This is a genomic window from Williamsia sp. Y844 (genome assembly GCF_056786475.1).
The window spans coordinates 18505-34428 of the sequence record NZ_JBXCJB010000006.1 but is presented as its reverse complement, the minus strand read 5'-3'; the positions used below and the strand labels follow the sequence as shown (position 1 = coordinate 34428).

Genomic DNA, 15924 nt, shown 5'->3' with positions numbered 1-15924 from the left:
TCATGGACAAGGCATACGACAACATTTCGGCTGAGATGAGATCGAATGGGCATCGCTACTGGGTCCGGATCCACTGGGCCACGCTCCACCGGGATCATCGGTTCAGGTATCGCCGGCCTGACAGCCGGCAAGATGCTGGGCGACTACGGGGTTCCGTACACCTGCTTCGAATCCTCGGACCGGATCGGCGGCAACTGGGCCTTCCAGAATCCGAACGGTGTCTCCAGTGCCTATCGTTCGCTGCACATCGACACCTCGAAACATCAGTTGTCGTTCCGGGACTTCCCGATGCCCGACGAGTTCCCGGACTTTCCACACCATTCGCAGATCAAGTCCTATCTCGACGACTATGCCGAAGCCTTCGACCTCTTGGAGCGCATCGAGTTCAACAGTGCCGTCATCCGGGCCGAGCACCACAGCGGTGGCGGCTGGACCCTGCACACCCGCGACGGTGGCAGCCATGACTTCGAGTTCCTGGTCGTTGCCAACGGCCACCACTGGGATCCCCGTTACCCCGGCTTCCCCGGTGAGTTCAGCGGACAGACGATCCACTCCCATCAGTACATCGATCCATCCGAACCCCTCGACTGCCGCGACAAAAGCATTCTCGTGGTCGGCATCGGCAACAGCGCCGCGGACATCACCGTCGAGGTCTCCTCGCGAACGCTGAACAACACCGTCTACCTGTCCACCCGCTCAGGGTCCTGGATCGTTCCCAAATACATCGCCGGACGCCCGGTCGACAAGTACGGACGTGCGCTGCCCTACATCCCGAAACGGTTGCAGCGCACAATGATCAACGGCTTTGCCGAGTTCATCTCGGGCGATCCGGCGCAGTGGGGGTTGCCGCGGCCGACGCACCGGTTCCTCGATGCCCACGGAACGCAGTCGATCGAACTGCCCCTGAGGCTCGGCTCCGGCGACGTGACCCCCAAACCCGATGTCCGGCAGCTCGACGACCGGACCGTGCACTTCGACGACGGCACCAGCGCCGAGGTCGACGTCATCATCTACGCCACCGGCTACAACATCACCTTCCCGTTCTTCGATCGTGATTTCATCAGCGCGCCGGACAATCGCATCGCGCTCTACAAGCGCATCCTCAAACCGGGTTTCGACGATCTGGCCTTTGCCGGCTTCGCACAGTCGGTTCCGACTCTTTTCCCATTTGTGGAATGCCAGTCGCGGTTGATCGCCGCCTACGCAGCGGGGGCGTATCGGCCACCAGACGTCGACGAGATGCACCGGATCATCAAGGCCGACGAAGACATGTACCTGCACAATGTGCTCGACCGCCCTCGACATACGCAGCAGGTCAACTTCTTCGACTACGAACGTCAGATGAGACTGCAGGAACTCCCGCAGGGACGACGCCGGGCAGGTGCCCGCCGGTGAGGAATCAACTGGTGTTCCCCTCCGGCGGTGTCGACATCGATGCCTGGCACTTTCCCGCCGCCGACAACAGGCTCGCGGGTGGCACCGGCAGACCAGTGGTGGTCATGGCACATGGATTCGCCGGCACCAAGGACTGTGGGCTCGAACCCTTCGGCCGGAGCCTGGCCGCCGCCGGTTTGGACGTCATCGCCTTCGACTACCGGGGTTTCGGCGCCAGTGCGGGCCGGCCACGCCAGGTCATCTCATTGCCCGGCCAGGTCCAGGACTATCGCGCCGCGCTACGCCAGGCCGCACTGCTCCCCGAAGTCGATCCGCAGCGGATGGTGCTCTGGGGTGTCTCGATGTCCGGCGGCACCATCTTGGAGGTTGCGGCCGGTCGTAGCGACATCGTCGCGCTGATCTCGCTCACACCCTTGGTGGCGAGCCGCCCTGATCACCGGGCGTCGCGAGTGGCAAAGCTTCTTGCACAGGGACTTCGAGACAAGGCCGCCGCGGCACTGGGCCGACCTCGGATCATGGTGCCCGCGGTCGGACAGCCCGGTTCGGGCGCACTGCTGGATGTGTCCGGCACATTCGACGACTACACGTCCATAGCCGGACCCACCTGGCGCAACGAGGTGAACGCCTCGATTGCGGTCGAGGCCATCCGGCATCGACCCGGCCGCCGCGCCGCGCAGGTGCGTTGCCACGCCCTGTTCCAGATCGCGGACTTCGACCGCTGCGTCGCGGTTGACGCCGCGATCAAGACCGCGGTGCGGGCCCGCGCGCAGATCCGGCACTATCCCTGCGATCACTTCGACGTGTATCCGGGCAAGCCGTGGCACGAAACGGTTGTCGCCCATCAGGTGAAGTTCCTGACCCGCGCGCTGACCGCCGGTGCAGATCTCAGAGGTTCTTGAAGTCCTCACGTTCGACGTGAAAGTGCTCGTCGCGCAACCGGAATGCTTCCCTGGTCCCATGTTCGGCTCGCGTCTTGACGAAGTTGAACTCCCCCGGCGCGAACTGCAGGTTCGTCCCGAAGGCGTGGAAGAGGTAGCTCGCCACCTCCTCGCCCTGATACGCCTGATTCTGCTCCACCATCCGAAACGCCTCTTTGGCGATCACCACGCCATCGGCCGGCATCTTTGCCGCCTTGCGCGCCCAGTAGCGGGCAGCGGCGGTCAGGGACTGCGGATCACAGGTCTCGGTGAACACGCCCAGATGCTCCACCTCCCCGGCACCGATGATGTCGCCCGTCAACAACATTCGCCTGGCCAGCACCGGGCCCAGGCGGTGGAAGAACATGTGCAGACTGCCCAGAGCCGGGCCCAGGAACCGGGTCGCGGGCATCCCGATCTTGGTGTCCCTGGCGATGACCGAGATATCGCACATGAGCGCCATCTCGAATCCACCGCCAAGCGCATACCCGCCGATCTCGCCGACGGTGACCTTCGGGAACCCCAGGAACTCGTGGTAGAAGCCAAATGACTTGCGGTCCACATTGAGTCGTCGACGCTGACTGGGCCTGCGACTCTTCCCCGAGGCGCCTGCATCATTCCCATCGACGCCCTTCTCTTCGCCGTACCAACCGTAGGCGTTGTTCATGTCGGCGCCCGTGCTGAACACCCCCTCGGCGCCGCGAAGCAGCGCGACCGTCACGTCGTCGTCGTCGGCGACCACATCGAGGCACCGGGCCAGATCATCGCGCATTGCTGCGTCGTAGGAGTTACGGCGTTGTGGATTGTTCAGCGTGATCGTCGCGATCCGGGTGTCACGGTCCACCTCGAACAGGACCCGGTCACTTCCAACAGTCGACGATGTCATCTGCCAAACTCCTTATCGATTCGCACGGGGGATGTGCGGTGCCTGCGCATCAGTTCGAAATCCTGCGTTTGCCGTGGCGCGAGCCGGCCAGCTGATCGGGAGGTAATGCAACCGCGGTGACCTGCGCGCTGCACAACGTCTCGTCGCCGAGTAGCAGGCGCGCCGTCGAGATGAGTTCGCGACCCTCGTGCGATCGGTCGATCTCGAACCGCAACGGGGTGAGCACCGGCGTCGGCCGTCGGTAGGCGATGTTGAGTGAACGGGTTTTACCCGATAGTCGTACCGCACAATTCTGGTGCTGTACAACACAATCGAAGAACACGCCCAAGAACCCACCGTGCACCGATCCCGGTGGACCTTCGTAGGACAACCCGAACTCCACCCGTCCCGATGCGCTGCGGGGGTCGAGGTGGTCGAACTCGTACTCGGGGAAACAGGGATTGAATGCACCGACGTCAAAGGCGTGGTCGAGGTAGACCCGCCGATCCGCGCCGACCTCATCTCCGAATCGCGGCGCCGGATTCGGTGGCGCCGCAACGGCCAGTTCGCGCTCCCACTGCTCACATTGGGCGGCAATGGCATCCACCGTCGGGTGCTCATGTTCGAGTGAGAGTGCCACTTCGATCAGACGGCGGATGGCCGCTGCGGCGGCGACCGTCTGGTCGAGTGGTGCTTCGCCATAACTGGGTCTGGCGCTCTCGCCCGAGGTCACCTGTTCGTCCAGCGCCATGGTCCCACTCCTTCAAAATGCTTGTCGCAAAGACTGTCGCACGCGTTCCCGTATACCTTACAGTAGTGGACATCAGGCCACCTGTGGCCGCGAAGCCGCCATCGAGGAGGAATTGTGTCCAACACCGACACCGGGGCCGAGCCGACAACTACCGAGTTCACCGTCGGAGCGGCTGCCGACGTCGTCGCCGCCGCGATCGGCGACCGCGTTTTCATCTCCCAGGGCGACGATCACTACACCCACGCCCAGATCGCCGATCGTTCCAAACGCCTTGCCTCCTACCTCCATTCATGCGGATTGGGCGTACATACCAAACGCGATGAACTCGCCGGCCACGAAACCGGTCAGGATCTGCTCGGCATCTACGCCTACAACGGCAACGAATACATCGAGACGCTGCTGGGTGCCTTCCGGGCCCGCGTCGCCCCGTTCAACGTGAACTTCCGGTACGTCAGCGACGAGCTTCGGTACCTGCTCGCGGACGCAGGCGCCAGTGCGCTGGTCTATCACGCCGTGTTTGCCCCACAGCTCGCCGCGGTGCTGCCCGACCTCCCACACCTGCGAGTGCTCATCCAGATCGCCGACAACTCGGGAAACGATTTGTTGCCCGGCGCCGTGGACTACGAAACCGTCATCGCCGAGAGCTCCCCGGAATCACCGCCCGTCGAACCTTCGCCGGACGACCTGTACGTCCTCTACACCGGCGGAACCACAGGTATGCCCAAAGGCGTGCTGTGGCGTCAACACGACATCTTTGTGTCCGCCTTCGGTGGGCGGAATCTCGCAACCGGTGAACTCGCACGTTCGTACGAGGACATCGCCGCCCGCGTGGTCGACAACCCGGGGATCAAGATCGTGGTGTTGCCGCCGCTGATTCACGGCGCCGCCCAGTGGGCCGCCATGCAAGCACTGAGCACAGGCCAATCCCTGGTGTTCCCCACCGTCGTCGACCATCTCGATCCCCACGACGTCGTGGCCGCGATCGAACGGGAGAAAGCCGGGGTGGTGATGCTTGTCGGCGACGCCGTGGCACGGCCCCTGCTCACTGCGCTGGAAGACACCTCCGCCGACCTCACGTCGCTGTTCGCCGTGGCCAACGGTGGGGCGATCCTGACGCCGACCATCAAGGCGCGACTGATCGACGCCCTCCCCAACGCCATCGTGATCGACGGTGTCGGCTCCTCGGAGACCGGCGCGCAGATGACCCACTTGTCCACTGCCGACGCCGTTTCCACCGGAACATTCAATCCTGGACCGGACACCTGCGTCCTTTCTGAGGACCTCGAGGCGATCCTCGAACCCGGACACGACGGCATCGGATGGCTGGCTCAGCGCGGACACGTCCCGCTGGGCTACAAGGGTGATGAAGCAAAGTCCGCGAAGTCGTTTCCCACCGTTGCCGGCATCCGATTCTCCCTGCCCGGCGACCGCGCCCGACTGCTCTCCGATGGCAACATCGCACTGCTGGGCCGAGACTCCGTGACCATCAACTCCGGCGGCGAAAAGGTCTTTGTCGAGGAAGTCGAGATGGCCATCGCCTCCCACCCGGCGGTCAGCGATGTCGTGGTGGCCGGACGTCCCAGTGAACGCTGGGGTGAGGAAGTTGTTGCCGTGGTGGCGCTGATCGATGGCGCGACAGCAAGTTCCGAGGACCTCGTCGATCACGCAGGCAAATCACTCGCCCGATACAAACTGCCCAAGGCCGTTCTGTTCCGCACTGCGATCCAGAGAAGCCCCGTGGGTAAGGCCGACTATCGGTGGGCCCGAGCGCAGGCGGTCACCGGCGACTGACCCCCGTTCTTCACCTCATCCGCAGAACCACGAATGGAGTGCTTGATGCAAAAAGCCTTGGCACCGGAGATCTCGACCTGGCCGAGCACCGATCCCCAGCTGATCGGAAGTCGTTGTGGTGATTGTGAGGCCACTGTGTTTCCCGAACACAAACTCTGCCCGCGATGCAGCAGCGATCAGGTGTCGGCGGCACTGCTGCCGCGCCGCGGAACCCTGGTCGCGTGGACCACCCAGGGGTTTCTTCCGGGAGCTCCGTACGCCGGGCGGGAGACCATGAAGACCTTCACACCGTTTGCAGTCGGCCTGGTCCAGCTCGGCGATGTGGTCCGGGTCGAGGGTCGATTGACCGAAAGCGACACCGCCAAACTGCAATTCGGGATGGATGTCGAGCTCACGATGATCCCGTTCACCGCCGACGACGACGGCAACGAGATCGTGACGTTCGCCTTCCAGGCGATCTGACACCACGAAGGGTTTTGAAATGACAGATCGGACAGCACAATGACGAGGGTCGCGATCATCGGAGTGGGACTGCACCCGTTCGGCCGATTCGAGGGCAAGTCCGCCATGGAGATGGGTGTCGACGCCGTCCGCTTTGCACTCAAAGACGCCGGCCTGGAATGGAAAGACATCCAGTTCGGTGTCGGCGGCAGCTGGACGGTCGCCAATCCGGACAACATCGTCGGGATGTTGGGGCTCACCGGAATACCCTTCACCAACGTGTTCAACGCCTGCGCCACCGGCGCGAGCGCAACTCAGGTGTGCGCCGACACGATCCGCGTCGGTCGCTATGACATCGGGATCGCTATCGGCCTGGACAAGCATCCGCGCGGTGCATTCACCGAAGACCCGACCCTGGTGGGGATGCCGAAGTGGTACGCCGAGAACGGCCAGTACCTGACCACGCAGTTCTTCGGCATGAAGGCCAATCGCTACCTCCACGATCACAACATCCCACCGCAAACCCTGGCGAAGGTGGCAGCCAAGAGCTACCGGAACGGCGCCCTCAATCCGAATGCGTTCCGCCGCAAGCCGATCTCCGAGGAAGAGATCCTCGGCTCGCCGATGCTCAACTATCCGTTGACGCACTACATGTTCTGCGCACCCGACGAAGGTGCCGCCGCGGTGATCATGTGCAACGCCGACATCGCACATCGCTTCAAGACCAAGCCGGTCTTCGTGAAGGCCGTTGAGCTGCGGACGCGCAGTTACGGTGCCTACGAGGTCAACACCACCTATGGCCCCGTCGACGAGGATGTGGCGCCCACCGTCTACGCGTCCCGCGCTGCCTTCGAAGTCGCCGGGGTATCACCGGAAGACGTCGACGTGATCCAGCTCCAGGACACCGATGCCGGAGCCGAGGTCATCCACATGGCCGAGGCGGGCTTCTGCGCCCACGGTGACCAGGAGAAGTTGCTCGCCGAAGGTCTCACCGAGATCAGCGGTCCGATGCCGGTCAACACCGATGGTGGTCTCATCGCCAATGGTGAGCCGATCGGGGCATCCGGTATCCGGCAGATCCACGAGCTGGTACGCCAACTCCGCGGCGAGGCAGGCGACCGCCAGGTCGGCGGCAATCCGAAAGTCGGCTTCGCCCAGCTCTACGGTGCACCCGGAACCGCAGGTGCCACAGTCCTGACCACCTGACAACCGGGCCGCACCACCCGGCCACCATACGCTCCACTTATGCGAAGACGCTCCGCATATATGCGGAGCGTCTTCGCATAAGTGGAGCGTTTGCGGAAGGGCACTAGGCCAGGCTGACGTTCATCCGTTTGACGCCGTGGACGAAGGTGCTCTGCAGGTACTCGGGTTCACCGAGGGTGACGTCGGGAACCCGGGTCAGCAGTTCGTAGAAGAGATGGCGCAGTTCCATTTTCGCGAGTTGCGCTCCGAGGCAGTAGTGCGCTCCCCCGCCGCCGAAGCCGACGTGGGGGTTGGGGTCGCGCGTGATGTCGAACTCGTGGGGACGGTCGAAGACTTCTCCGTCGCGGTTACCCGAGCAGTAGAAGAGGCCGATCTTTTCGCCGGCCGCGATCTGCGTACCGCCGAGTTCGGTGTCGACCAGTGCATGCCGTGCAAACGAGACCACCGGCGTCGACCAGCGGACGAACTCGTCGACGGCGGTGTTGATCCGCCCGTCGAAATCCTCCAGCAGCCAGGCCTTTTGGTCGGGGTTCTCGACCAGCGCCTTGAACACGTGGGTAGTTGTCTGTTTGGTGGTGTCGTTGCCCGCCGAGCCGAGGAGCACCATGAACGAGCCGATATCGGTGTCGGACACCTTGTGCCCATCGACCTCCGCGTTGATGATGTTGGTCATCAGATCTTCGCGCGGGTCTTCGCGGCGACGGGCAGCGAGTTCGACGCCGGCATTCTGGAGGATCCCGAGCTGACCCATGACGTGCATCGCCCGCTCTTCCAGTGACGCGTACTCGTCATCGCTTCCGCCCATGAGGCTTTCGGCGGCGTAGGCGACGGCCTCCTGATTCTCCGGCTCGATGCCGATCATGTCGGAGATGGTCTTCATCGGCAGCTTCGTCGACAGAGACGACACGAGGTCGAACTCTTCACCGGTGCGCAGCTGGGTCAGGAAATCGTCCACCACCACACGAGCATTCGTCCGGATCTGTTCCTCGATCCGCTTGACCTGCCGCGGCGTGAACGCCGAACTGATCAGCTTGCGATGCCGGGTGTGATCCGGCGGATCCATCGCCAGGAAGTAGGTTGTCATCCGCTGGATCTCGGCAGGCATCGGATCGAGCGACACCCCCAGACTGGATCCGAAGACGGCGTTGTTCTGGCTGACCTCACGGATGTCCGCGTGCCGGGTCAGCGCCCAGTATCCGGTCTCCTCGTGTGGAAAGACCGCGGAAACCGGAGCATGCCAGCTCAGGCCTTCCTCGGCGCGCAACTGCGCGAATATGTCATCACGCGTGCGGAAGTCACCGGCCTTCCAGAAGTCCTCGGCCGAAATGTCGAGCCGGTGATACGGATGTGGTGAAACCGGCGCACTGTCGATGGTCATCGATACCCCTGGATCTTGTTGTTTGGCTGACACTTTGGAGAATCGTCTCCGCCGGACTTCGTGACGGACCCCGCTACAGCGCGATCGGTGGCCCGGCCATCATCGACGAGATGAATCCACCGTCGACGTGAATGTCTTGTCCCACAATCCAGCCGGCTCCGGGTGAACCGACGAAGTCGATGACCGGAACGATGTCCTCGACGCCTGCATGTCTGCCAACGGTGGCCTTCACCGAATCAAGCACGTCCTTGCCCATCGACGCCTCGAAGTCGGTGAGGATCGGGGTCTCGGTGGGCCCAGGGCTGACGATGTTGACCCGAACCCCGTACTTCGACAACGCCGGGCCCGCAATCCGTTTCGCGAACAGGATCGCCGCCTGTTTCGAGGTGCTGTAGACGGGATAGTTCGGATCCTGCGTCGCCTGCCATGCCACGACCGCGGCCGGTTCTGTGGCATCGAGTAGTCCGACGAGGTCAGCGGCCCGCTGCTCCCAGCCAAGAGCCGCCACCGAAGCGACCACGACAACTGAGCCGCCGGTGTTCAGCAGCGGTAGCATTCCGGCGGTCATCAAACGCATGCCCAGGTAGTTGACCAGCAGCACGTCGCCTGCAGGCGCCGTCCCGGGTACGCCGGCCACATGTGCCAGCAGATCCCAGCCGGAACCGATGTCAGCGAGAAACGCCGTGATCGCCGCCGGATCACGCAGATCAACCTGGCGATGTTCCGACGCCGGTGTCGTATTCGGCTTGACATCAACTGCGAGAACGTAATCCCCCCGCGAATCGAAGTGGGCAGCGGTCGCCGCGCCGATCCCCGACCCGGCTCCCACAACCACCACTCTGCGCTGCTGTGCACTGCTCATGTCGCCACAACCCCGTCGTCGTACGATTGACTGTAAGCCCAACAGTAAACATGTTGGTCGCGCTGGGCAATAAGCCAAGACTTCTTGGCTTGCACGTGAAACAGATATAGTATGGCTTACGGTATCAGGCAACAGTGGGCGCTGCCCCGGCAGTCGTGCGGCACAGCGGTGGAGGAAGTATGACCAAGTTCGAATCTGGGCGAACCACGTTCGGGGCCAAACTCGTATTCGATCCGTTCTCGCAAGAGTTCTTCGACGGTGCATACGACACCTACCGGCGGATGCGTGAAGAAGCCCCGGTCTACTACAGCGAGGAATACGATTTCTACGCACTGAGCAGGCATGCCGATGTGGCACACGGCCTCACCGACTTTGCCACCTACTCGTCCGCGCGCGGTGTGGACCTCGCGCAGGTCCGCGTCGGCGGAGCCGAGAAGTTCAAGTCGATCATCGTGATGGATCCTCCCGACCACCGCCATATGCGCGGACTGCTCAGCAAGGTGTTCACGCCGCGGGCGATCAACGCACTCAAGCCGATGGTCACCGAACAGGTGGATCGCTTTCTCGGCGAGGTCGATCCGGACGAGTTCGATCTCGTCCAAGACTTCTCTGTGTATTTTCCGGTGGAGGTCATCACGCGGATGCTCGGAGTGCCTGCCGAGAGCAGGCAACAGGTTCGGTTGTGGGTCGACGAGATGCTGCATCGCAATCCCGGCCAGGTCGAGATGTCGGAGGCCGGGCTGCAGTGCGCCATCGACACGGCGATGCTCTACTACGGGCTCGCCCAGGAGCGACGCGCAGATCCACAAGACGACATGCTCACCAAGCTCGTCAACGCGGAGATCGAACGCGAAGATGGCAGCACAACACGCCTCGACAACATCGAAATCGCCAGTTTCACAACATTGTTGGGCGGAGCAGGTGCCGAAACCGTCGCAAAACTCATCGGCAACGTTGGCGTACTCTTCGCCAAGCATCCCGATCAATGGGAGATGCTGAGAGAAGATCGCAGCAAGATCCCGGCGGCGATCGAGGAGTTGTTGCGCTACGAGGCCCCCGCTCAGTACAACGTGCGGTATTCACTCAAAGAAGTGGAACTGCACGGCGTCACCATCCCGGCAGGCAAGCCGGTGTTCCTCCTCGGCGGCTCGGCCAACCGCGATCCAGAGGCCTTCACCGACCCCGACACCTTCAACATCGACCGCGACCGCAGCGAGGCGCAGAACCTCGCCTTCGGGTACGGGATCCACAGCTGCCTCGGTGCCGCACTCGCGCGTATGGAGAGCACCATCGCGATCGATCGGCTGCTCGATTTCATGCCGAAGTTCACGGTCGACGCGGACAGCTGCAAGCGGGTGACCATGCAGAATGTGGCCGGATGGAGCAACGTACCCGTCCGGGTGATCCGATGAGAGTGCAGGTCGACTTCGGGCTGTGCGAAAGCAACGGCTTTTGCATGGCCGTGATCCCGGAGGTCTTCGAACTCGGCGATGACGACATGCTCACCGTCCTGCACCCCGAGGTCACCCCCGAAAACCTGGATCTGATCAAAGAAGCGGTTCGAAAATGCCCCCGTCAGGCCATTTCGATCGCTGAATGATCTTCGGTGGTCGAGTGCAGATCAGGTGAAGTCGGTGCCACCGTCGACGTTCACATTCGCCCCGGTCATGTACGAATTGGCACGTGAGGCCAAAAATACTGCAACACGTGCGATTTCATCGGGCAGCCCGGCCCGCGGCAGGTGCGCCGGATGCCCGAAGTGTTTGTCGATCGCCGCCATCAGCTGATAGGGATCGTCACTGTCGACACCCACCGATGTGGCCCATGCGATCAATGAATCCGACGCCACGCTGCCCGGAGAGATCACGTTGACCATGATCTCGTCCGGCGCCAGAAACAGCGACAGGTTCTTGGAGATACTGGTGACCATCGCTTTTGCCGCCGTGTAGGCCGGCAGCCGGACACTCTGCCGCTGTGTCGAACCGGCCGAGAAGTTCACCACCCGTGCCCATTCGGCTTGTCGCAGAAGCGGAAGTGCCGCCCGGACGGTGTGGACCATCCCCATCACACCGTCATCGAATCCGGCTTGCCACTGCTCGTCGGTGAGTGTCTCGAAGTCGCCCTGGACATTCGGGCCTGCAGCGTTGATCAGCACATTGAGTCGGCCTTCCCACCGCTGCCCCAGCTCGACGAAGACCTCGCTCACCCGCGCCCGATCACGGACATCCGCGACCAGGCCGACCGCATCGGGGCAACCGGATACGGTGAGTTCGGCGACGGCGCGATCGAGGTCGGATGGCGTCCGGGCCAGGACGGCAACGCGCGCACCCTCTTCGGCAAGGCAGCGGGCGACGGCCAGGCCCATGCCCCGGCCGCCACCCGCCACCACTGCACTGGCACCACTGAATCCGAGATCCATGATTCTCGATCCCTGCGCTCTAGGGGGTTACTTCGGCCCGAACCGCTGCGCCCCGTCGATGCGGACGACCTCGCCGTTGATGTAGGTGTTCTCCAGGAGGTACTGCGCCAGTCCCGCGAACTCGTCCGGTTGGCCGAGCCGCTTCGGGAAGGGCACCGAAGCAGCGAACTTCGCCAGTCCTTCTTCGCCGAGCAATTCCATCAGCGGGGTCCGCATGGTGCCGGGAGCGATACTGTTCACCCGGATGCCAACGGCACTGAGGTCGCGGGCCGCGGTCAGCGTCAACGAGATCACTCCACCTTTGGCTGCGGCATAGGCGGATTGGCCGATCTGTCCCTCATATCCCGCGATCGAGCTGGTCATCACGATCGCGCCACGGGCACCGTCGGCCTTGGGCTCACGAGTGGCGATGTTCGCCGCCGCCAGCCGCAGCACGTTGTACGTGCCGGTCAGGTACAGCGCGATCGTGTCGGTGAAACCCTTTTTGGTATGCGGGGTGCCGTCGCGGTTGACCACCTTTTCCAGGACCCCGAAGCCGCCGTGAGCGATCACCACGGATCGGAAGTCGCCCAGCTCTTCGGCTTTGGCGATGGCGGCGACAACCGCGTCGTCGTCGAGCACATCGGTCCGGACGTAGGCGACCTTGTTGCCCAGTTCCTCTGCCAGTGCCAGCGCCTTGTCATCGGCCAGATCGGCGATGACAACGGCGGCACCCTCGCTGTGGAGTTTGCGGACGGTTGCCGCGCCGAGGCCGCCCGCGCCTCCGGTGACAAGTACTGACTGACCTTCAAATGACACGGATATCTCCTAGAAGTGAAGTGTTACAAAGTGTTTGCAGAATGGACGAGGACTATTCGCCCGACCAGTTGGGCTTACGCTTCTCTGCGAAGGCCACAGCGCCTTCCTGAGCATCCTTGGAACCGAAGATCGGAATGATCAGCTCCATCTGCTTCTCCCACATCTCCTGTTCGCTCCAACCACGAGATTTCACGATGATCTCTTTGGTGGTGGCGACCGCGAGCGGACCGTTGGCGGTGATCTTCTCGGCGAGTTCCAGTGCCCTGTCCAGTGCCTCACCGGGTTCGGCGACAACGTTCACAAATCCATATCCGGCGGCTTCCTCGGCGGTGAAGCTGTCGCCGGTCAATGCCAGTTCCAGGGCCTTCTGATACGGGATGCGATCAGGCAGTCGCAGCAAACCGCCGCCCGCGGCCACCAGACCCCGCTTGACCTCTGGGATACCGAACTTTGCTGTCTTCGATGCCACCACCAGATCTGTGGCCAACACGAGTTCGGTTCCACCGGCCAGTGCGTAACCCTCCACGGCCGCGATGATCGGCTTGACCGGCGGCTTCTCGGTGAAGCCCATCCCCTTGCCCTTGATGTGCACCATCTCCCCTGCGGCAAAAGCCTTCAAATCCATACCGGCACAGAAGTTGCCACCCGCTCCGGTCAGCACCGCGACCGACAGCTCCGGACTGCTGTCGAGTTCATCGACCGCATCGGCCAGCCCCTGACTGACCGCCAGGTTCACCGCGTTTCGCGCGTCCGGACGGTTGATGGTGATGACCAATGTGCGCCCGCGACGCTCGACAATGACCTCGTCTGACATGCCTTACCCCTCGTTGGATGTGTGTGTTTCAAACCTCGATGACGTCTCAGACCTCGATGAGCACGGCGCCACCCTGGCCGCCGCCTGCGCACATGGCCGCGACTCCGATACCGCCGCCCCGTCGCTTCAACTCGTACAGAAGCGTGGTGACCATCCGCGCGCCGGACGCGGCGATGGGATGGCCGAGACTGGCGCCACTTCCGGAGAAGTTGACCCGTTCTTCGTCGAGCCCGTACTCGCGCACGGCCGCGATCGGTACCGAACAGAATGCCTCGTTGATCTCCCACAGGTCGACGTCCCCGGCTGCAAGGCCCGCGCGAGCGAGGACCTTCCCGATCACCGCGACTGCCCCGAGTCCGGTATCGCGTGGAGCGAGCGCCGAAGCAGCCCAGGCCTTTACAGTGCCCAATACCTCAAGGCGCTCGGCCAGCGCGTAGTCCTCGTCCACCACAACCACGGCGGCCGCGGCGTCATTGATCCCGCTGCTGTTGCCCGCGGTGATCGAGAAGCCCTCGATCTCGGGATGCAGGACCGGCAGCGCCGCCAACCGCTCCAAACTGCTGTTGCGCCGAGGATGTTCATCGACGCTGAAGTCGACAACGGTGCCATCGAGCAGTTCGATCTTGAGTGGGAAGATCTCGTCGGTGAACTTTCCGGCGTCGATCGCGGCGATCGCACGCTGATGCGAACGTAGTGCCCAGGCGTCCATCTCGGCGCGACTGATGCCGACCGCCTTTGCCGTGTTCCAGCCGACGGTGATCGACATGTCGAGGGTCGGTGCGTCCGGCGTCTCCGGATGGCTCGGTGGCATCCAGCCCTCTTTGAACTCCAGCTCCGGACCAGGGATCCGCCACTTCATCGCCGGACCCGTCGACAGTGATTGCACACCACCGGCGACCACCACACGCTCCATCCCGTATCCGACCTGCGCCGCTGCGTTGCCAATGGCGGTGAGACTGCCCGCGCAGTGCCGGTTCACCGCCTGTCCGGGCACGGTCTCCATCCCCGCGGCGACCGCGGCGTAGCGCGCCAGGTCGCCACCGCCGTAATGCGACTCGGCAAGGATCACGTCGTCGACTGCAGCGGGGTCGACGCCGGCGCGGCGTACAACCTCGGGAAGGACGGCGGTTGCGAGTGCCTCGGCAGGTGTGTTGACGAGCGCACCTTTGAACGATCTGCCGATCGCTGTCCTGGCTGCACCAACGATGACGGGTGTGGGCATTTTCCAACCTCGGGCTCTCGGGCCGCGTCCCCGCGAGCGGGCGCAGCGTGATGATCACAAGCGGCGAAACCAAATCGTAGCATCTACCGTAGGAGTAACAGTATGCTTATTTGGAACCTGACCGACGCCTTCGGTTCACCGCGGCACAGCAGAGAGGTGTGGACTACACCATGGGCGACTTGAACCCGCCGGATCCGACCGATGGAGAACTGACGGTCTCTGCTGACGGTGGAGTTCTGCGCATCGTGATCGATCGCCCATCCCGGCGAAATGCCATGACCCACGCAATGATCGACACTTTCGTGAAGGCGTTGACCGACGCTGCAACCGATGACTCCCTGCGTGTTGTCCATATCCGTGGGAGCGGCGACCACTTCTGTGCCGGTTCGGATTGGGTGGCAACGAACAAGACCGATCAGCGGCCCCGCGCAGGCAATCTCATCCGCCGAATCCCCCATACCGCGCACCGGGTGATCGAATTGGTGACCACCATTCACCTCCCCGTGGTCTGCAGCGTGCAGGGTTGGGCTGCCGGACTGGGTTGCAATCTGGCGCTGGCAGCCGACTTCACGGTCGCCGATGAGGGCGCCGTCTTCGCCGAGCCCTTCATGGCGAGGGGCTTCACACCCGACTCCGGCGCCACATGGCTGCTTCCGAGGCTGATCGGCGTCGCCCGGGCCAAGGAGATGCTGCTGCTCGGCGAGAAGGTGACCGCGACCCAGGCCGCGGAGTGGGGCATGATCCACCGCGCCGTCGCCGCCACCGAGATCGACAAGATCTCCACCGATCTGGTCGACCGCCTCGCAGGCGGACCCACCGTCGCGATCGGCCTGGCCAAGGCATCGATCAATTTCGGTCAGGGCGCATCTCTGACCGAAACGATGAACCACGAACTATCGGCCCTGGAACTGGCCTGCAGAACAAGCGATTTCAAAGAAGGACTGTCAGCGTTCAAAGAACGCCGGACACCAGACTTCGATGGGCGATGACCATCTCCCGACCGAAGGGAGCACCCATTGCCCCCGACCGAAGGGAGCACCCGTTGCCACCGACCCGAAGGAGCAC

The 15924-nt window shown here is 63.2% G+C and carries 16 protein-coding genes; 8 read left to right on the top strand and 8 right to left on the bottom strand.

From position 1 onward, the window contains the following. Nucleotides 1-45 precede the first annotated feature (45 nt). Together AC1TQG_RS26870 and AC1TQG_RS26865 are read left to right on the top strand one after the other, a co-directional pair. Nucleotides 46-1395 (top strand): flavin-containing monooxygenase, encoded by a 1350-nt coding sequence (locus AC1TQG_RS26870; protein WP_482141982.1) that lies wholly within the window; start codon nucleotides 46-48, stop codon nucleotides 1393-1395. Next, nucleotides 1392-2294, top strand: coding sequence for an alpha/beta hydrolase (locus AC1TQG_RS26865; protein WP_482141981.1), 903 nt, complete (start codon nucleotides 1392-1394; stop codon nucleotides 2292-2294). The genes AC1TQG_RS26870 and AC1TQG_RS26865 overlap by 4 nt, the downstream gene beginning before the upstream one ends. Here the strand turns inward: AC1TQG_RS26865 and AC1TQG_RS26860 are convergent. Together AC1TQG_RS26860 and AC1TQG_RS26855 are read right to left on the bottom strand one after the other, a co-directional pair. Next, complete coding sequence (locus AC1TQG_RS26860) at nucleotides 2281-3198, bottom strand: enoyl-CoA hydratase/isomerase family protein (RefSeq protein WP_482141980.1); 918 nt, start codon at nucleotides 3196-3198, stop codon at nucleotides 2281-2283. The genes AC1TQG_RS26865 and AC1TQG_RS26860 overlap by 14 nt on opposite strands. 49 nt (nucleotides 3199-3247) lie before the next feature. Next, nucleotides 3248-3928: a PaaI family thioesterase gene (locus AC1TQG_RS26855; protein WP_482141979.1), complete on the bottom strand. Its 681-nt coding sequence runs from the start codon at nucleotides 3926-3928 to the stop codon at nucleotides 3248-3250. Between the two features lie 114 nt (nucleotides 3929-4042). On the opposite strand from AC1TQG_RS26855, the gene AC1TQG_RS26850 reads away from it, so the two are divergent. Genes AC1TQG_RS26850 through AC1TQG_RS26840 form a run of 3 tightly spaced genes read left to right on the top strand, consistent with a single transcriptional unit; the run spans nucleotide 4043 to nucleotide 7366 of the window. Further along, nucleotides 4043-5719 (top strand): acyl-CoA synthetase, encoded by a 1677-nt coding sequence (locus tag AC1TQG_RS26850; RefSeq protein WP_482141978.1) that lies wholly within the window; start codon nucleotides 4043-4045, stop codon nucleotides 5717-5719. Nucleotides 5720-5764: 45 nt separating this feature from the next. Next, on the top strand, nucleotides 5765-6181 hold the full coding sequence (locus AC1TQG_RS26845) for a Zn-ribbon domain-containing OB-fold protein (RefSeq protein WP_482141977.1): 417 nt from the start codon (nucleotides 5765-5767) through the stop codon (nucleotides 6179-6181). A gap of 39 nt (nucleotides 6182-6220) precedes the next feature. After that, nucleotides 6221-7366, top strand: a complete 1146-nt coding sequence (locus AC1TQG_RS26840; protein WP_482141976.1) for a thiolase family protein — start codon at nucleotides 6221-6223, stop codon at nucleotides 7364-7366. Between the two features lie 103 nt (nucleotides 7367-7469). Here AC1TQG_RS26840 and AC1TQG_RS26835 read toward each other — a convergent pair whose 3' ends face one another. Both AC1TQG_RS26835 and AC1TQG_RS26830 read right to left on the bottom strand, forming a co-directional pair. Further along, nucleotides 7470-8744 carry a cytochrome P450 gene (locus AC1TQG_RS26835; RefSeq protein ID WP_482141975.1) on the bottom strand — a complete coding sequence of 425 codons (1275 nt, stop codon included), beginning with the start codon at nucleotides 8742-8744 and terminating at the stop codon, nucleotides 7470-7472. Nucleotides 8745-8817: 73 nt separating this feature from the next. Further along, entirely contained in the window at nucleotides 8818-9606 is a 789-nt protein-coding gene (locus AC1TQG_RS26830; RefSeq protein WP_482141974.1) for an SDR family oxidoreductase, read from the bottom strand. A 179-nt stretch (nucleotides 9607-9785) separates the two neighbouring features. Between AC1TQG_RS26830 and AC1TQG_RS26825 the strand changes: the two genes are divergently transcribed. Both AC1TQG_RS26825 and AC1TQG_RS26820 read left to right on the top strand, forming a co-directional pair. After that, nucleotides 9786-11018 carry a cytochrome P450 gene (locus AC1TQG_RS26825; RefSeq protein ID WP_482141973.1) on the top strand — a complete coding sequence of 411 codons (1233 nt, stop codon included), beginning with the start codon at nucleotides 9786-9788 and terminating at the stop codon, nucleotides 11016-11018. Next, the gene (locus AC1TQG_RS26820; protein ID WP_482141972.1) at nucleotides 11015-11206 is read left to right on the top strand and encodes a ferredoxin; all 192 of its coding nucleotides are present in this window, start codon (nucleotides 11015-11017) and stop codon (nucleotides 11204-11206) included. The genes AC1TQG_RS26825 and AC1TQG_RS26820 overlap by 4 nt, the downstream gene beginning before the upstream one ends. A gap of 21 nt (nucleotides 11207-11227) precedes the next feature. Here the strand turns inward: AC1TQG_RS26820 and AC1TQG_RS26815 are convergent, their stop codons facing one another. Genes AC1TQG_RS26815 through AC1TQG_RS26800 form a run of 4 tightly spaced genes read right to left on the bottom strand, consistent with a single transcriptional unit; the run spans nucleotide 11228 to nucleotide 14859 of the window. Further along, the gene (locus AC1TQG_RS26815) at nucleotides 11228-12025 is read right to left on the bottom strand and encodes an SDR family NAD(P)-dependent oxidoreductase (protein WP_482141971.1); all 798 of its coding nucleotides are present in this window, start codon (nucleotides 12023-12025) and stop codon (nucleotides 11228-11230) included. Nucleotides 12026-12052: 27 nt separating this feature from the next. Beyond that, nucleotides 12053-12823 carry an SDR family oxidoreductase gene (locus AC1TQG_RS26810; protein WP_482141970.1) on the bottom strand — a complete coding sequence of 257 codons (771 nt, stop codon included), beginning with the start codon at nucleotides 12821-12823 and terminating at the stop codon, nucleotides 12053-12055. A 52-nt stretch (nucleotides 12824-12875) separates the two neighbouring features. After that, nucleotides 12876-13637: a crotonase/enoyl-CoA hydratase family protein gene (locus AC1TQG_RS26805; protein ID WP_482141969.1), complete on the bottom strand. Its 762-nt coding sequence runs from the start codon at nucleotides 13635-13637 to the stop codon at nucleotides 12876-12878. Nucleotides 13638-13683: 46 nt separating this feature from the next. Next, nucleotides 13684-14859 (bottom strand): thiolase family protein, encoded by a 1176-nt coding sequence (locus tag AC1TQG_RS26800; RefSeq protein ID WP_482141968.1) that lies wholly within the window; start codon nucleotides 14857-14859, stop codon nucleotides 13684-13686. A gap of 170 nt (nucleotides 14860-15029) precedes the next feature. Here AC1TQG_RS26800 and AC1TQG_RS26795 point away from each other — a divergent pair, with 170 nt between their 5' ends. Continuing rightward, nucleotides 15030-15848, top strand: coding sequence for an enoyl-CoA hydratase/isomerase family protein (locus AC1TQG_RS26795; RefSeq protein WP_482141967.1), 819 nt, complete (start codon nucleotides 15030-15032; stop codon nucleotides 15846-15848). Nucleotides 15849-15924 lie beyond the last annotated feature (76 nt).